Genomic DNA, 15,789 nt, shown 5'->3' on the forward strand with positions numbered 1-15,789 from the left:
CTTTCGGCCTATGTCGCGGGCACATGTGCGACGCCCGGACCGCGCCCCGTGGGCGCTTGATGACGGGCCGTCACACGGCCCTGTCAGCGGTCCGGTTCCGGGTCCCGCAGCCAGTCGATCAGCTCGCCGGAGAACGCCGCCGGGTCCTCCTCGTGCGGGAAGTGCCCCAGCCCGTCGAACAGCCGCCAGCGGTACGGCGCCTCCACGTACTTCCCCGACCCCGCCGCGCTGCGCGTCCGCAGCACCGGGTCGAGCGAACCGTGCAGGTGCAGCGTCGGGACCCGCACCGGCCGCTTCATCCGCCGGTTGAACTGGATGCCGTCCGGCCGGGCCATCGAGCGCACCATCCAGCGGTACGGCTCCACCGAGCAGTGCGCCGTCGACGGGATGCGGATGGCCCGCTCGTACGCCGCCACCGCCGCGTCGTCGCCCGCCAGCTGCTCGCGGCGCGGCCCCGACCACTCCCGTACCAGCCTGCCCGCCAACGCGCCGTCGTCCGCGACCAGTTGACGCTCCGGCAGCCACGGCCGCTGGAAGCCCCAGATGTACGAGCCCGCCGCCGTCTGGCGTACGTCCCCGAGCATCGCCGCCCGCCAGCGCCGCGGGTGCGGCATCGACGCCACCGCCAGCCGACGGATCAGCTTCGGCCGCATCACGGCCGCCGTCCACGCCAGATAGCCGCCGAGGTCGTGCCCGACCAGCGCCGCGTCCGGCTCACCGAGGGAACGGATGACGCCGGTGACGTCCAGCGCGAGGTTCGCCGGGTCGTAGCCACGCGGCGTACGGTCGCTGCCGCCCACCCCCCGCAGGTCCATCGCCACCGCGCGGTAGCCCGCGTCGGCCAGCGCGGGCAGCTGCTCCCGCCACGTCCACCAGAACTGCGGGAAGCCGTGCAGCAGCAGCACCAGCGGCCCCTCGCCCATCTCGGCGATGTGGAACCTGGCCCCGTTGGCCGCCACGTCCCGGTGGACCCAGGGGCCTTGGAGCCGTACGGGATCTGCGGAGCTGTCGGGGAGCGTCATACCGAAGAGCGTGTCACAACGTCCGGCTTGTCGAGGCTCGGACCCGGGCGCACGTCGGCGCCGACGGTGAGCGGGCGCGGGTGCGGCTTGACGTTCGACAGCACGGCCGCGGACTCCTTCGCCGAGGCGATCGAACGCTTCGGCGGCTCGATGCGCTTCAGCACGATCTTCGCCACCAGCCCGAGCAGCAGGGCCAGCACGATGAACGCGCCACCCACGATCAGGAACGACCACGCGAGCCCGAGCCCCAGGTTGTGGATGCCGTACGCCGCGGCGAAGCTCAGCACCGGCAGCGAGAAGAGGACCAGCACCCCGGCCACGACCAGGGCACCGCTGCCGATCGCCCCGCGCTTCACGTCCTGCCGCAGCTCGGCCTTCGCCAGCGCGATCTCGTCGTGCACGAGTGCGGACAGCTCGGTCGTGGCCGAGGCGACCAACTGGCCGAGGCTGCGGCCGTCGTCGGCTGCGCTCATCGGTGTCTCCCTGTCTCTCTGTTCTTCGTCTCTCTGCCCTGGATGCCCGGGTCCACCCCCCGGCCGTCCGACGCGCGGTGACGTTCCTCCAGCGGGGCGGCGCCCGTCGGTTACCCGTCGGTCAGATCATGCCGGACCATCATCGTCCGTCGAGCCCCCGCCCGTTGCCACTTCGGCGGCCCGACCGCCGCGCGGGCGGGCGGTGGTGGCGCGGGCGGTGGTGCCCTCGGGCACGACCGTACGCGCTGTCCGTACCGCCGGGGGCGCCCCACGCCCCGTCAGCGCCGGTGTCGGTGTCGGTGTCGGCGTCAGGGGGAAGCGGAAGGGGCACCCGGGCGTACGGCCTGTGGCGGCCGTACGCCCGGATGCCCCTGTGGTGCCGCGACCCGGGGGTCGCCGCTCCCGCCGTACGGGCCCGGTCAGTCCTCGCTGGCCGCGCCCGGCAGCTTGGCCTGGATGAGGTCCATCACCGACGAGTCGGTCAGCGTGGTGACGTCGCCCAGGGCGCGGTTCTCCGCCACGTCGCGCAGCAGCCGCCGCATGATCTTCCCGGAGCGCGTCTTCGGCAGCTCCGCCACCGGCAGGATGCGCTTCGGCTTGGCGATCGGCCCGAGCTGCTTCGCCACGTGCTGCCGCAGCTCGTCGACGAGACCTTCCTCCGCCGCGGCCTCGCCGCGCAGGATGACGAACGCGCAGATCGCCTGCGTCGTCTGCGGGTCGGTCGCGCCGACCACGGCCGCCTCGGCGACCTTCGGGTGCGCGACGAGCGCCGACTCGACCTCCGTGGTGGAGATGTTGTGCCCGGACACGAGCATCACGTCGTCCACCCGGCCCAGCAGCCAGACGTCGCCGTCGTCGTCCTTCTTGGCGCCGTCGCCCGCGAAGTACTTGCCCTCGAAGCGCGACCAGTACGTGTCCAGGAACCGCTGGTCGTCACCCCAGATCGTACGGAGCATCGACGGCCACGGCTCCGTGAGCACCAGGTAGCCGCCGCCCCCGTCGGGCACCTCCCGCGCCTCGTCGTCCACGACGGTGGCCGAGATGCCCGGCAGCGGCACCTGCGCCGAACCCGGCTTGGCCGTGGTCACGCCCGGGAGTGGGCTGATCATGATGCCGCCGGTCTCCGTCTGCCACCAGGTGTCCACGACGGGCGTACGGTCGCCGCCGATGTGGTGCCTGTACCACACCCACGCCTCCGGGTTGATCGGCTCGCCCACCGAGCCGAGCACGCGCAGGCTGCTCAGGTCGAACTTCGCGGGGATCTCGTCGCCCCACTTCATGCACGCCCGGATCGCGGTCGGCGCGGTGTAGAGGATCGTGACGCCGTACTTCTGCACGACCTCCCACCAGCGGCCCTTGTGCGGGGTGTCGGGGGTGCCCTCGTACAGCACCTCGGTGGCGCCGTTGGCGAGCGGCCCGTAGACGATGTACGAGTGGCCCGTCACCCAGCCGACGTCGGCCGTGCACCAGTAGACGTCGGTCTCCGGCTTCAGGTCGAAGACGGCGTGGTGGGTGTAGGCGACCTGCGTGAGGTAGCCGCCCGTGGTGTGCAGGATGCCCTTCGGCTTACCGGTGGTGCCCGAGGTGTAGAGGATGAACAGCGGGTGCTCCGCGTCGAACTGCTCCGGCGTGTGCTCCTCCGACTGCCGGTCGACGACCTCGTGCCACCACACGTCGCGGCCCTCGGTCCAGGCGACGTCCTCCTGCCCGGTGCGCCGTACGACCAGCACGTTCCCCACGCAGTCCGTGCCCGGCCGCGTCAACGCCTCGTCCACGGCGGGCTTGAGCGCGCTGGCGCCGCCCTTGCGGTAGCCGCCGTCCGCGGTGATGACCAGCTTGGCGTCGGCGTCCACGATGCGGGTGGCGAGCGCGTCCGCCGAGAAGCCGCCGAAGACCACCGAGTGCGGGGCGCCGATACGGGCGCACGCCAGCATCGCGAAGACCGTCTCCGGGATCATCGGCATGTAGATCGCGACCCGGTCGCCCGCCGTGACGCCCAGCTCCAGCAGCGCGTTGGCCGCCTGGGAGACGGCGCGCTGGAGGTCGGCGTAGGTGATCGTGCGGGTGTCGCCGGGCTCGCCCTCGAAGTGCAGCGCGACCCGGTCGCCGTGTCCGGCCTCGACGTGCCGGTCCACGCAGTTGTACGCGACGTTCAGCTTGCCGTCGGCGAACCACTTCGCGAAGGGCGGGTTCGACCAGTCCAGCGTCTCGGTCGGCTCCGTGCCCCAGCTCAGACGGCGCGCCTGCTCGGCCCAGAAGCCCAGCCGGTCGGCACCCGCCTGCTCGTAGGCCGTGGCCTGCACGTTGGCGGCGGCGGCCAGCTCGGCGGGCGGCTCGAACCTCCGCTCCTCCTTGAGCAGATTGGCCAGGCTCTCGTTGCTCACGACTGCTCCCATTCCCGGGTGTCCGATGTGTCCCGGCGCCTAGCTCATCAGCCGGGGTGCCTCGTGACAAGGGCCCTGTGGAAAATTGGTGTAGACCTGTTGCGGCGGCGGCGGCGGTCCGGTCCCGGCCGGTCAGGAGCTGACGCACGGCCACTTCCCGTCCGCGCGCGCGGACAAGGCGGCGGTCCGTACGGGAGTGTCGGCGGCGGCCCGTACGGAGGAGGCGTGCCCGTACGAGCCGTGCGGCACGCGCACCCGGAGGCGGGAGGACGCGACCCGCGCGCGGGTCGCGTCCTCCCCGGACCACCCGGTCAGGGGCATCCCGGTCCCGCGCGCCGCGTACGGGCCGCACCCGGCACCAGGGCCCGGAAGCCGCCCCGTACCTCCTCCGGGTGCACGGGCGTGAACACGGCGGGCCGCCGCGCCGTCCCGTCCGTATGCGTGCCGGTGTCCGGGTGGTCGAGCACGTAGCCCTGGGCCTCGCCGACGTGGAAGTACATGCCGTGCAGTTCGAGGCGGCCCTCCGCCAGACGCCGGGCCACGCACTCGTGCGCGGCGAGGTGTTCGAGCTGCTGCACCACGTTCGTCAGGCAGAGCAGCTCCGTGCCCTCCAGCTCGCGGGTCGCCAGCCGCGGCGCCGCGCCGCCCTGGGCGGCCAGCCGCCGCACGCTCGGCGCGCCGTGGCGCAGCCAGCGGCCCAGCGGTGTGCCGGGGCCGCCCGGGGCGCCCGCGCCCGCCGCCCCCTCGGTGAGGGCGGAGTGCAGCGCGCCCATCGCGCCGCAGCCCGAGTGCCCGCACACGGTGATGGAACCGACCTTCAGCACGTCGACCGCGTACTCGATCGCCGCCGCCACCGAGTCGTCCGCGCCGTCCTCCCCGGGCAGCGGCACCAGATTGCCCACGTTCCGCACGGTGAAGAGGTCGCCGGGGCCGCTCGACGTGATCATGCTGGTGACCAGGCGCGAGTCCGCGCAGGTGAGAAAGAGCTGCGACGGCTGCTGGCCCTCGCGCGCCAGCCGCGCCAACTCCTCCCGTACGAGGGGCGCGGTGGTCCGCTGGAAGTTCCGTACGCCGCCGAGCAACTGGCCGCGGCGCGGCGTCTGCTCGGCGTGCTCCTCCGGCGGGCTGGTGCACTGGTGGTTCCGCCAGGGCGTCCAGGGCGAGCAGCTGTGCGCGGCGTCCGGCTCGGCGATCTGCCTGCCGGAACGGCTCGTCAGCCGCGCGCTCCCGCCCTGCGCCTCGTGGGCCGCGCACCACTCCTGGAGCGTCTCGAAGGCGGCGTGGTCCATGAACGACCCGTCTACCTCCACCACCGCGTCCGCCCCCTCGGGCACCTGGCCGAGCGTACGGCTCAGCCGGGGCACCGCCAGGAACGTCAACTGCCCGCGCACCCGGACCCGGTGGACCCCGTCCGCCACCTCGGAGGTGACGCGCGTACGGGTGAGCCGCCGCAGCGCCAGGACGACCGCCACCGCGCCGCCGATCGCGATGCCCTCCAGCACGCCGAGCAGGACCACCCCGAGCGTGGTCGCCGCGTGCACCAGTGACTCGCGGTGCCGGGTGACCGTACGGATGTGGGTGATGCTGACCATCTGCACGCCGACGACCATCACCAGCGCGGCCAGCGCGGCCAGCGGGATCAGCTCCAGCACTCCCACCAGCAGCCCGGCGGCGAGCAGCACCCACACGCCGTGCAGGATCGCGGAGTTGCGGCTGACGGCGCCCGCCGCCACGTTCGCCGTGCTGCGCACGGCGACCCCGGCGACCGGCAGCCCGCCGAGGGCGCCGGACACGATGTTGGACATGCCGAGGCCGCGCAGCTCGCGGTCGAAGTCGGTGGTGGGGACCCGTTCGTCCCCGGTGCGCTTCGCCGTCAGCTTGTCCACGGCCACGGCGGAGAGCAGCGTCTGCACGCTCGCCACCAGGGCGACCGTCAGCACGGCCGCGATCATGCCGAACACGGGCCCGTCCGGCGCCTCCGGCAGGGCGTGGCTGCGCCAGGACGGCAGGTGCACCAGCGGCACGCTCATCCCGGAGAGCACGGCGACGGCGGTGGCCAGGGTGACCGCCGCGAGCGCGGCGGGCACGCCGCGGACGACCTTGCCGAGGACACCGCCCGGCGCCCACCGCTGCCGCAGCCGCGGCCAGCCGAGGAGGACGACCACGGTCACCGTGCTGACGGTGAGGGCGGCCGGGTGCGGGTCGGCCAACTGGCCCGGCAGCGCCAGGGCGTTGTCGATCGCGGACTCGGCCGGGTCGCCGCCGAGCACGATGTGGACCTGGGCGAGCGCGATGGTGACGCCGATGCCCGCCAGCATGCCGTGGACGATCGCCGGGCTGACCGCCAGCGCGGAACGGGCCACGCGCAGGAAGCCCAGGGCGAGCTGGGCGAGTCCGGCGACGACGGTGAGGGCGCAGGTGGCCCGCCACCCGTACACGTGGATGAGGTCGGCGGTCACGATCGTGAGCCCCGCCGCGGGCCCGCCGATCTGGAGGGGGGAGCCGCCGAGCCGACCGCCGACGATCCCGCCGACGGCGGCGGCGACCAGCCCCGCCTGGAGGGGCGCGCCGGCGGTGAGCGCGATGCCCAGGGACAGCGGCAGGGCGATGAGGAAGACGGTCACGGACGCGGAGAGGTCCGCTGCGTTCAGAGGGGCGGGTTTGCCGAGGGGGCCGCGGGTGGCGGTGCGGGCGGGGGTGTGGGCGGACATGGGTCCGTCATCTCCTCCGGAAGCGCGTCACGGGACACAGCTGATTTATCACTTCAAGTCTCAGTAAACGGTTCGTAATGGAGCGTAAAGACTTGGAGAAGTCGATGGCGATGGCTGCGGCTGATCTTCCGCCCAAGGAGTGAATAAGTATGAAGATCGGCTTGTTGTCCCGGTTTCTCACCTCAGGCATGCCACTTTGGTTCCGCAAAAGTGCGCTTGTCATACAAGTCATATGAATGAGGTGAGTCATGACAGCCAGTCGGCGCTGGGCCGCGTACACGGCGGCACTGACCGCACTGACGACGATCCTGGCCGGGTGTGCCAGCGGCAAGGACGAGGGCGAGAGCACCGGCGGTGACCTGAAGGCCGCCCCCGACGCGCAGGCCGAGGGCCGCAACGCGGGTCCGCCCCCACGCCTCCTCGGCGACGGCTCCACCTCCGTCACCGGCGCGCAACCCCACCAGCCGACCCCACGGAAGCTCCAACCCGGCGAGAAACCACCGCAGTTCGTCGTCTTCTCCTGGGACGGCGCCGGAGAGGACGGCAACGCCCTCTTCTCCCGCTTCCGCGAGGTCGCGAAGAAGAACGACATCTCCATGACGTACTTCCTCAGCGGCATCTACCTGCTCCCCGAGAAGGAGCGCGAGCGCTACCGCGCCCCCGGCCACGACGCCGGAGCCTCGGACATCGGCTACCTCCGCGACCGCAACATCCGGTCGACGCTCCGCCAGCTCCGCGGCGCCTGGCTCGACGGCAGCGAGATCGGCACCCACTTCAACGGGCACTTCTGCGGCCCCGAAGGTGTCGACAGCTGGTCCACGGAGGACTGGAAGAAGGAGATCGGCCAGGCCAAGTGGTTCGTCAAGAACTGGCGGACGACGACCCGTTGGACCGACGAGAAGGCGCTCCCCTTCGACTACGAGAAGGAACTCGTCGGCGGCCGCACTCCTTGCCTGGAGGGCCGCAAGAACCTCCTCCCGGCCGCGAGGGAGATGGGGTTCCGCTACGACTCCAGCGGCAACGGCACCCAGGTCTGGCCCGGCAAGGAGAAGGGCCTGTGGGACGTGCCGCTCCAGCAGGTGCCCATGCCGGGCCGCGCGTTCGAGACGCTGTCCATGGACTACAACTTCCTGGTCAACCAGTCCGGGACGGTCAACGGGCCCGCCGCGATGCACGACACGTACGAGAAGCAGATGTACGACGGGCTGATGCGCGGCTTCCGGCGGGCGTACGAGGGGAACCGCGCGCCGATGATCGTCGGCAACCACTTCGAGCAGTGGAACGACGGCATCTACATGGACGCCATCGAGGACGTGATCGAGGACACGTGCGGCAAGAAGGACGTCCGCTGCGTCTCGTTCCGGCAGCTCGTCGACTGGCTCGACGCGCAGGACCCGAAGACGCTCGCCAAGCTCCGTACGCTCGAGGTGGGCGAGAAGCCCTCCGGTGGCTGGCAGCAGTTCCTCGCGCCAGGGAAGAAACGTTCCGCCTCGGCGCCGCCGAGCGCCTGAGCACGCGTACCCGGCGCGGATCCCGTGCCGGTGCGGCGGCCGTCCGCACCGGCACGGGGCCCGGTGGTGCGGACGGCCGCACGGCCTCAGGCCGGCTGCGCCGCCGCGTGCTCCCGCAGGACGAAGCCGGGGTCGACCTGGGCGGCGAGGTCGGCACCGGTCTTCGCGTTGCCCCAGCTCTCCGCGTTGCGCAGGTGGAAGTGGACCATCTGCCGCGTGTAGCGGTCCCAGTCGCGCCGCGCGTACGACGCGTCCGCCGTCTCGTGCAGGACGCCGAGGGCCAGCTTGTTCGTGTCCTCCAGCTCCGCCAGCGGGCGGGGGCGCCCCTTCTCCATCGCGCGGACCCAGTCCGAGTGCCCGAACGTGACCAGCAGGTCGTCACCCACCTCGTCCTGGAGGAAGGCGAGGTCGTCGGGGCTCTGCACCTTGTTGCCGACGACCTGGAGCGCGACGTCGAAGTCGCTCGCGTACTCCTTGTACTGCCGGTAGACGGCGATGCCCTTCCGGGTCGGCTCGGCCACCAGGAACGTCATGTCGAAGCGCGTGAACATCCCGGAGGCGAACGAGTCGCTCCCCGCCGTCATGTCGACCACCATGAACTCGTCGCGCCCGTCGACCAGATGGTTCAGGCACAGCTCCACCGCGCCGACCTTCGAGTGGTAGCAGGCCACCCCCAGGTCCGCCTCGGTGAACGGGCCGGTCGCCAGCAGCCGTACGGTGCCGCCCTCCAGGGGGACGGCGCGGGCGCACGCGTCGTAGACCGGGTTCTCCTCCATGACGCGCAGCAGCCGGGAACCCTCGCCGGGCGGGGTCGTCTTGATCATCGTCTCGGCGGACATGATCCGCCGGTTGTCGCCGCGCAGGTACTCCTTGATCAGGGGGAGATGGGCCCCCAGCGAGGGCAGTGCGGCGGACGTGTCCTCGGTCAGTCCCAGGGCGGCGCCCAGGTGTTGGTTGATGTCGGCGTCCACGGCGAGCACGGGGACGCCGTGCGCGGCGAGACGGCGGACGAACAGCGCGGACAGCGTCGTCTTGCCGCTGCCGCCCTTGCCTACGAAAGCGATCTTCATGTTCGTCAGCGTAATCAGGTGAACGCGCTGAGTGGTGACCGCGAGTGAAGAAGACCACTCGATCGTGGTGCCGCGGCGTCCGGCCGGGTGCGTAGGGTCTTACGCATGAGCAACGCCCAGGACCCGCTGGCCCCGTTGGGCGCGCTGCCCGGCGTGGCCGAGGCGGTGGAGTCCGTACGGAAGGCCACCGACCGGCTCTACGGGCACCGCGTGATGCGCCGCCGCAGCAGCGAGGTGAGCGCCGAGGCCGCCCTGCGCGGCGCCCGCGGCTCCGCCGCGCTGGACGGCGCCGACTGGGGGCTCGAAGAGGTGCGGCGGCGCAGCGACTTCGGGACCGAGAGCGAGGCCCGTACGGTCGGCGCGGCGCTCCGGGTGACCGCGGAGGCCGGTCAACTCCTCGACGTGTGGCGGCAGTCGCCGCTGCGCGTCCTGGCCCGGCTGCACCTGGTGGCCGCGGGTGGGGACGCCGCGCGGGACACCGTGGGCAGGCCGCGGCTGGCGGGCGAACCGGTCGACGAGCCGGGCGGGCCCGGTCCCGCGCTGCCGGACGCCGCCGAGGTCTCGGCCCGGCTGGACGGGCTGGCGGAGCTGGTCGTCGCCGGTTCGGCGGCTCCCGCGCTGGTGACGGCGGCCGTGGTGCACGGCGAGCTGCTGACGCTGCGTCCGTTCGGCTCGTACAACGGGGTGGTGGCGCGGGCCGCGGAACGCGTCGTCCTGGTCGGCAGCGGCCTCGACCCCAAGGCGGTGTGCCCCTCGGAGGTCGGGCACGCGGAGGCGGGCGCGGAGGCGTACGGGCGCGGCCTCGCCGGTTACGCCTCGGGCACGCCGGCGGGCATGGCGGAGTGGATCGCCCACTGCGGCCGAGCGGTCGAGCTGGGCGTACGGGAGAGCACGGCGGTCTGCGAGGCGATGCAGCGCGGCGCCGCGTAGGCGGCGGGTGGCGGGCGCCGGACACGACATTGCGGCGGCACCGCTCGGAAGCGGTGCCGCCGCTGGCATGTCCACCGGGTTACCAGTGCGTGCACGAAATTTCGTCCATCAGGTCGGGACTTCGCCCGTCACCTGGTGCGACTGGCCCGAATCGCGGGTCGGCTGCGCGTGGGTGCCCGATATTCATGCTGACGGTCCGTGGGGCCTGGTGCGTACTGCGGAATCCTCCCGGATGCCGTTGGTCTCGCGGGCCGTTGAATCCTTTGTACTCCCGGCGGCCGATGAACGGAACCCCCTGCTGCGGAACTTTACTTTTCCGGGCAAACAGCATGATCGGAGCAATCGACGTCAAGCGGTACGAGTGCGCCGCTTACCGACGTACCACACGGCTCCCGCCGCTGCGGCCGCCGCCGTCACGGCCGCCGCGGCGACGGTCATGGCCGAGCGGGACGGCATGGTGAGGCCGGGCATCCGCTGCTTCAGCCGGACCGGGCGGGAGAAGGTGAGCACGGGCCACTCGCGCGCGAGCGCCTCCTTGCGCAGGGCGCGGTCCGGGTTGACGGCGTGCGGGTGGCCCACGGACTCCAGCATCGGCAGGTCGGTGGCGGAGTCGCTGTACGCGTAGCAGCGGCTGAGGTCGTACCCCTCCGACTCCGCGAGTTCGGCGATGGCCTCCGCCTTGGTCGGGCCGTAGGCGTAGTACTCCACCTCGCCGGTGAAGCAGCCGTCCTCGACCACCATCCGGGTCGCGACCACGCGGTCGGCGCCGACCATCCGCCCGATGGGCTCGACCACCTCCATCCCGGACGTGGAGACGATGACCACGTCGCGCCCGGCGAGGTGGTGCTGCTCGATGAGCGAGGCCGCCTCGTCGTAGATGATCGGGTCGATGAGGTCGTGGATCGTCTCGGCGACGATCTCGCGCACCTGCTGGACGTTCCATCCCCGGCACATCGCGGAGAGGTGTTCCCGCATACGCTCCATCTGGTCGTGGTCGGCGCCGCCGGCCAGGAAGACGAACTGGATGTAGGCGGTGCGTAGGGCGGCTCGGCGATTGATCAGGCCACCTTGATAGAAGGACTTGCCGAAGGTGAGTGTGCTCGACTTCGCGATGACCGTCTTGTCCAAGTCGAAGAACGCGGCAGTACGGGGCAGCGACGGGATTTCCACAGGTTGAGCATAGGCGCCAACCGTTCGGCGTAAGCTCGGGCGCGTTGGTTTGCTTGAGAAGGCCCTCGGGTACACCATGGAAGTCACGGATCGTTCGCGACCGTGCTAACCCGGTCCGACTCCTCCCCCCCGAGTCGGCCGTGGGGACGACCCCCGCTCTCCCCCCCGGCGGGGGTCGTCGCACGTCCGGGCACGTTTCCCGGTCCAAGGGGGCTTCTCCTTCCCGCCCTTCGGCCCTTCGGGCCGTCTTTCGGCGTCTGATCGATCAGTTACTCAGTGTAATCGACGGGCTGCTCTCCGGAAGTCGCTGGTTTGAGCGAGCAAGTTATCCACAACTGCTGAGTTGTCCACAGTTTTCGACCATGATCACCAGCTTTCTCCGGATGCCCGCACGGTGTTTCCCAGCGGGGTCCACGGGATTTCGCGGACCTGTCTTGACATTCGCGGAGGTATTGGATCATGGCCGAAACTATTCTGATCGTCACCGAGGACGCGGACCTTCTCGACGACCTCCTCCGCCTCTGCGCCGCCGCGGGAGCGGAGGCCCGAGTGGCGCACGGGGCACCCGAGAGCCGCGCGGGCCGGGCGGGCTGGGCGAGTTGGACCGCGGCGGAGGCGTGGCGGACGGCGCCGCTGATCCTCGTCGGCGACGACTGCGCCGGAGCGGGGAGCGGCCTCGCGGCGTCGGGCACGGGACCGCCCGGCGGACGACGTAGGGCGGGCGTCCTCCTCGTCGGCCGCGACCTGGACGACTCCGGGGTGTGGGAGCGAGGGGCGTGGATCGGTGCCGAGGGCGTGGTCGTCCTGCCCGACGCCGAGGGCTGGCTGGCGGGCCGCATCGCGGACGCGGCCGAGGGCATCGCGGACCCCGCGCTGACGGTCGGGGTGATCGGCGGCCGGGGCGGCGCCGGGGCCTCCGCGCTCGCGTGCGCGTTGGCGGTCACGGCGGCGGACGCCGGTGCCGGTGCCCGTGCGGGAGCGAGGGCGCGTACGGGCACCGGCGCGGGCCGGAGCGCGATGCTGATCGACGGCGACCCGCTCGGCGGCGGACTCGACGTACTGCTCGGCGGCGAGCGTACGGAGGGGCTGCGGTGGCCCGCCTTCGCGGAGTCGCGGGGACGGGTCGGCGGCGCCGCGCTCGACGAGTCGCTGCCGAAGCTGCACGGCTTGAGCGTGCTCAGCTGGGACCGCGGCGACTCGGCCGCGGTCTCCGGGGACGCGATGAAGTCCGTCCTGGAGTCCGCCCGGCGGCACGCCGGAGTCGTCGTCGTGGACCTGCCCCGGCGGATGGACGAGGCGACCGCCGAGGCGCTCGCCCAACTCGACGTCGGCCTGCTGCTGGTGCCCGCCGAGCTGCGTGCGGTGGCGGCGGCGCACCGGGTCGCGGGCGTCACCAGGATGGTGCTGAAGGACCTGCGGGTGGTGGTGCGCACGCGTACGGGGGCGGGCACGGGACCGGGTGCACGGCGCGGCGGCGCGGGCGCACCGGGCCTGGACGAGGACGAGGTCGCACGGCTGCTCGGGCTCGACCTCGCGGGCGAACTCCCCTGGGAGCCGGGGCTGTTGGAGGCAGCCGAGCGGGGTCGGCCCCCGGGCTCCGCGGAGTCGGGCGCGTTCGCCCGCTTCTGCCGTGCCTTCTGGGACCGGTCGCTGGCGGCCTGCGGTGGCGCGGGGGGTGCGGTCGTATGAGCCGGGTCGGACCCGATTCCACGCAGGGGCACCGCCCGGCCACGGTCGGTGTGCGAACGGACGCCGGTCCAGGGGCCGTTGAGCTGTGCGGACCTCAGGAACCAGCCACCGGGCCCGCGCTGCTGGACGCCGTACGGGTGCGCCTGGCGGAGACCGGGGCCGAGCCGACCCCGGCACGGGTGGCCGCCGCACTGCGGTCGCAGGGGCGGCTGCTCGGGGACCGCGCGGTGCTGCGGGTGGTGCAGACGTTGCGTTCGGAGATGGTCGGCACGGGGCCGCTGGAACCGCTGCTGGCTGACCCGGAGGTCACCGACGTCCTGGTCACCGGGCCGGAACAGGTGTGGGTCGACCGGGGCGACGGCCTGGAACGCACCGGCATCCGCTTCCCGGACGCCGCGTCCGTGCGCCGCCTCGCCCAGCGGCTCGCCACGTCGACCGGGCGGCGCCTCGACGACGCGCGGCCATGGGTCGACGCCCGGCTGCCCGACGGGACCCGGATGCACGCCGTGCTCCCGCCGGTGGCCGTCGGGGCCACCTGCCTGTCGCTGCGGGTGGTGCGCCCCCGGGCCTTCCGGCTCGACGAGCTGATCGCCGCGGGCACGGTGCCGCCCGGCGGGGACCGGCTGCTCGGGGCGATCCTGAACGCGCGGCTGTCGTTCCTGGTCAGCGGCGGCACGGGCTCCGGCAACCCAGAACCGAGTTCAAGACACCCCTAGGTGAATGTCACGGTGGGTCACCGGTCTCCGGAGTGACCGCCCTTGCCCGCAACACGCCCCTGACCACGTGAAACGGCCCCGGCCGCGCGCGGTGGGCGCGGCCGGGGCCTCGTGCTCGGGAGAGGTCAGCTCGGGACGATGAAGCCGCGCCGCGCGTGCCCGCCAGCTGGCAGCGTCGGAGCGTTCTCCGCCTCGTCGATCAGCGCGTCAAGCACTTCGCCGGTGATGTCGCGGCGGAGCGCTGGCTCGGCCCGGTCGAAGATGGCCCACTCCCCATCCGGGTCGCCCGCGTTCACGGGCGCGGCAACCCCCGGCCGTCCCATGCGGTGCAGCATCCTCTGCACCCGGCACGCTTCGGCTTCGGTCACGTCATCCCTCCTTGCCTCTGGTTCGGCAGACCCTACGCGCCCGACGTGACGGGCGGCTGCGGTGTCGGCATGGGCCGGATCGCGCACTCCGGCGCGTGCTGGCACTTCGCGGCGACCGGGACGGCGCCGTCGTCGGGCGCGCGCCACAGCTCCGGGTCGACGGTGTACCCGGCCTGTTCGATCGCGGCGCGGGTCCGGTCGAGGATCGCCGGGTCGTAGTGCGTGGGGTCGTAGCCGGGGTGGTGGTCGACGAACCGGCCGTGGCGGGCGCACAGGTCGCGGTAGAGGGCGGTGTGCAGGATCAGGGCGTGCCAGCCCTCGTCGACCGTGCGGGAGGGCGCCAGGGGCAGGTCGTACTGGGCGCCGGCGGCCACGAACTTGGCGGCCTCGCCGACGACGCGCCGGGCGGTGGGCTCGTCCATGCCGGGGTTGTTGTCGCGGATGGTGACCAGGACGCGGGTCATCTGGTCGGTGGAGAGCAGTGCATCGGTCATGTGCGTTCCTCTCTCGGTGGGTTGTGCTGTGCGGGTCCCGTGCGCGGCGTACGGCTACCGCTGTGCGCCGGGCACAGGGGCGGTCATCAGAGGAAGATCGTCCTGTGGCAGTTGCGGCAGACCATGCGGTCGTTCCGCTTGTCCCAGTCGCAGGGCCTGCCGGTGACGCGGCACATGAGCTTCCTCTCGGTCGGTGGGTGGTGCCCGCTCCCCGGCCGCGCGCGGTGGTCAGCGCGGCCGGGGGCGGGATGGGGTTCCGCCGCGCCGCGGGGGAGCACCACGGCGGAACCGATCTCGGGCCCGGTCAGCCGGGCGTGCTGTAGATCAGCAGCGGTATGAGCACCGCGGCGACGGCGGCCACGTACAGGACTTGAGCCACCACCTGCCTCACCGCGGCCTCCCCTCCGTGGCTCGGCGCCGGGCGGGTAGTTCCTCGCGGAACGCCAGCCGGTACGAGCCGCGATCGAAGCGGAGCAGCTTGTCGAGGCTGGCCTTCCGCAGGTCCCGCACGGTGTGCGTCTGCCCGTCGACGAGGACCAGGTCGCCCACGCGGATCGAGTCGCAGTCGACCGTCAGCGGGACCCAGTCCGTACGCCCCGGGGGCGGCTCGGGGAAGCGCAGGGTGGACGGCTTCGCGCGCGGCGCGGCCAGGTGCGGTTGGCGCGGCTCGCGGAGCGGCACGTCGGCCTCGGCCAAGAGCTTGTAGACGAGGTGCATGCTCCGGCCGGTGGCGCGGATGATTGCGGCGACGGTGTGCCCGGCGAGGTACGCGGCGACGACCTTGTCCCGTACGTGCGCCCGGTCTTCGCCCATCAGGCGGACGGTGGGCGGGATGCGCGGCACGTCCAGCGGCGCGGCCGTCACCGCGTACCCCGTCGGGCGTCGATGTCGTCGAGGAGGCCGACGAGCCAGTCCGGGGCGTACGGGCCCGTGGCGCGGATGCGGGCGCAGGGCAGGCAGCCGTACGCGGAGCCGCCCGGACCGGACCCGGTCTCGACGATTGCGATGGTGACCCGTTCGTCGACCCAGGCGTGGCACCTGTCGCACTCCCCGCCCGGCTGGATGCCGCTCCCGGCGGTCATCGGGTGACCGCCGCGGCGGCGGGGTGCGACGCCAACTCGGCGGCGAGTGCCGCCGCCTCCCCCTCGTAGGTGGCGTTCGCCAACTGCCGGGCGAGCGCGCCGCACACGTCGCACTCCGGCGCGGATTCGCCCTCCGCGGGGGCGGTCGAACTCGTATGGTTCTGCACGT

At 72.7% G+C, this 15,789-nt stretch carries 15 protein-coding genes and 1 pseudogene; 4 read left to right on the plus strand and 12 right to left on the minus strand.

Annotation, left to right across the window (positions count from 1 at the left end):
• Window positions 1-83: 83 nt before the first annotated feature.
• The 5 genes from D7M15_RS16070 to D7M15_RS16090 form a co-directional block, all read right to left on the minus strand.
• Entirely contained in the window at window positions 84-1,022 is a 939-nt protein-coding gene (locus D7M15_RS16070) for an alpha/beta hydrolase (protein WP_121518146.1), read from the minus strand.
• A complete protein-coding gene (locus D7M15_RS16075) occupies window positions 1,019-1,495 on the minus strand; it encodes a phage holin family protein (RefSeq protein ID WP_121518147.1) in 477 nt (158 codons plus the stop codon). The genes D7M15_RS16070 and D7M15_RS16075 overlap by 4 nt, the downstream gene beginning before the upstream one ends.
• Before the next feature lie 419 nt (window positions 1,496-1,914).
• Entirely contained in the window at window positions 1,915-3,879 is a 1,965-nt protein-coding gene (gene acs / locus D7M15_RS16080) for an acetate--CoA ligase (protein ID WP_121518148.1), read from the minus strand.
• Between the two features lie 132 nt (window positions 3,880-4,011).
• Window positions 4,012-4,200, minus strand: coding sequence for a hypothetical protein (locus D7M15_RS16085; protein WP_121518149.1), 189 nt, complete (start codon window positions 4,198-4,200; stop codon window positions 4,012-4,014).
• Window positions 4,191-6,590 (minus strand): SulP family inorganic anion transporter, encoded by a 2,400-nt coding sequence (locus D7M15_RS16090; RefSeq protein WP_121518150.1) that lies wholly within the window; start codon window positions 6,588-6,590, stop codon window positions 4,191-4,193. Before D7M15_RS16090 ends, D7M15_RS16085 begins: the two co-directional genes overlap by 10 nt.
• A gap of 248 nt (window positions 6,591-6,838) precedes the next feature.
• Between D7M15_RS16090 and D7M15_RS16095 the strand changes: the two genes are divergently transcribed.
• On the plus strand, window positions 6,839-8,101 hold the full coding sequence (locus tag D7M15_RS16095; RefSeq protein WP_121518151.1) for a hypothetical protein: 1,263 nt from the start codon (window positions 6,839-6,841) through the stop codon (window positions 8,099-8,101).
• An 86-nt stretch (window positions 8,102-8,187) separates the two neighbouring features.
• Here the strand turns inward: D7M15_RS16095 and D7M15_RS16100 are convergent, their stop codons facing one another.
• The gene (locus D7M15_RS16100; RefSeq protein WP_121518152.1) at window positions 8,188-9,171 is read right to left on the minus strand and encodes an ATP-binding protein; all 984 of its coding nucleotides are present in this window, start codon (window positions 9,169-9,171) and stop codon (window positions 8,188-8,190) included.
• A 105-nt stretch (window positions 9,172-9,276) separates the two neighbouring features.
• On the opposite strand from D7M15_RS16100, the gene D7M15_RS16105 reads away from it, so the two are divergent.
• Complete coding sequence (locus D7M15_RS16105; protein ID WP_121518153.1) at window positions 9,277-10,101, plus strand: Fic family protein; 825 nt, start codon at window positions 9,277-9,279, stop codon at window positions 10,099-10,101.
• Window positions 10,102-10,449: 348 nt separating this feature from the next.
• Here D7M15_RS16105 and D7M15_RS16110 read toward each other — a convergent pair whose 3' ends face one another.
• Window positions 10,450-11,265: an HAD family hydrolase gene (locus D7M15_RS16110; RefSeq protein ID WP_240649669.1), complete on the minus strand. Its 816-nt coding sequence runs from the start codon at window positions 11,263-11,265 to the stop codon at window positions 10,450-10,452.
• Window positions 11,266-11,730: 465 nt separating this feature from the next.
• On the opposite strand from D7M15_RS16110, the gene ssd reads away from it, so the two are divergent.
• A complete protein-coding gene (gene ssd, locus D7M15_RS16115) occupies window positions 11,731-12,960 on the plus strand; it encodes a septum site-determining protein Ssd (protein ID WP_121518155.1) in 1,230 nt (409 codons plus the stop codon).
• A pseudogene (locus D7M15_RS16120) lies at window positions 12,957-13,646 on the plus strand (ATPase, T2SS/T4P/T4SS family); the annotation flags it as partial. The gene ssd and the pseudogene D7M15_RS16120, both read left to right, overlap by 4 nt.
• 155 nt (window positions 13,647-13,801) lie before the next feature.
• Here the strand turns inward: D7M15_RS16120 and D7M15_RS16125 are convergent.
• The 5 genes from D7M15_RS16125 to D7M15_RS28495 form a co-directional block, all read right to left on the minus strand.
• Complete coding sequence (locus tag D7M15_RS16125; RefSeq protein WP_121518157.1) at window positions 13,802-14,044, minus strand: hypothetical protein; 243 nt, start codon at window positions 14,042-14,044, stop codon at window positions 13,802-13,804.
• A 32-nt stretch (window positions 14,045-14,076) separates the two neighbouring features.
• Complete coding sequence (locus tag D7M15_RS16130; protein ID WP_121518158.1) at window positions 14,077-14,538, minus strand: hypothetical protein; 462 nt, start codon at window positions 14,536-14,538, stop codon at window positions 14,077-14,079.
• 387 nt (window positions 14,539-14,925) lie between these two features.
• On the minus strand, window positions 14,926-15,402 hold the full coding sequence (locus D7M15_RS16135) for a hypothetical protein (protein WP_121518159.1): 477 nt from the start codon (window positions 15,400-15,402) through the stop codon (window positions 14,926-14,928).
• Complete coding sequence (locus D7M15_RS16140) at window positions 15,399-15,620, minus strand: hypothetical protein (RefSeq protein WP_121518160.1); 222 nt, start codon at window positions 15,618-15,620, stop codon at window positions 15,399-15,401. Before D7M15_RS16140 ends, D7M15_RS16135 begins: the two co-directional genes overlap by 4 nt.
• On the minus strand, window positions 15,617-15,787 hold the full coding sequence (locus tag D7M15_RS28495) for a hypothetical protein (RefSeq protein ID WP_165906269.1): 171 nt from the start codon (window positions 15,785-15,787) through the stop codon (window positions 15,617-15,619). The genes D7M15_RS16140 and D7M15_RS28495 overlap by 4 nt, the downstream gene beginning before the upstream one ends.
• Window positions 15,788-15,789: the final 2 nt, after the last annotated feature.

The sequence above is a fragment of the Streptomyces sp. Z26 genome (assembly GCF_003665095.1).
Taxonomy (GTDB): Bacteria; Actinomycetota; Actinomycetes; order Streptomycetales; family Streptomycetaceae; genus Streptomyces; species Streptomyces phytohabitans.

Bases quoted from the DNA above. Each gene is read 5' to 3' on its own strand.
- D7M15_RS16140 (WP_121518160.1), bottom strand. From the start codon at position 15,620: ATGACCGCCGGGAGCGGCATCCAGCCGGGCGGGGAGTGCGACAGGTGC.
- D7M15_RS16130 (WP_121518158.1), bottom strand. From the start codon at position 14,538: ATGACCGATGCACTGCTCTCCACCGACCAGATGACCCGCGTCCTGGTC.
- D7M15_RS16075 (WP_121518147.1), bottom strand. From the start codon at position 1,495: ATGAGCGCAGCCGACGACGGCCGCAGCCTCGGCCAGTTGGTCGCCTCG.
- D7M15_RS16105 (WP_121518153.1), top strand. From the start codon at position 9,277: ATGAGCAACGCCCAGGACCCGCTGGCCCCGTTGGGCGCGCTGCCCGGC.
- D7M15_RS16095 (WP_121518151.1), top strand. From the start codon at position 6,839: ATGACAGCCAGTCGGCGCTGGGCCGCGTACACGGCGGCACTGACCGCA.
- D7M15_RS16100 (WP_121518152.1), bottom strand. From the start codon at position 9,171: ATGAAGATCGCTTTCGTAGGCAAGGGCGGCAGCGGCAAGACGACGCTG.
- ssd (WP_121518155.1), top strand. From the start codon at position 11,731: ATGGCCGAAACTATTCTGATCGTCACCGAGGACGCGGACCTTCTCGAC.
- D7M15_RS16085 (WP_121518149.1), bottom strand. From the start codon at position 4,200: ATGCCCCTGACCGGGTGGTCCGGGGAGGACGCGACCCGCGCGCGGGTC.
- D7M15_RS16070 (WP_121518146.1), bottom strand. From the start codon at position 1,022: ATGACGCTCCCCGACAGCTCCGCAGATCCCGTACGGCTCCAAGGCCCC.
- D7M15_RS16090 (WP_121518150.1), bottom strand. From the start codon at position 6,590: ATGTCCGCCCACACCCCCGCCCGCACCGCCACCCGCGGCCCCCTCGGC.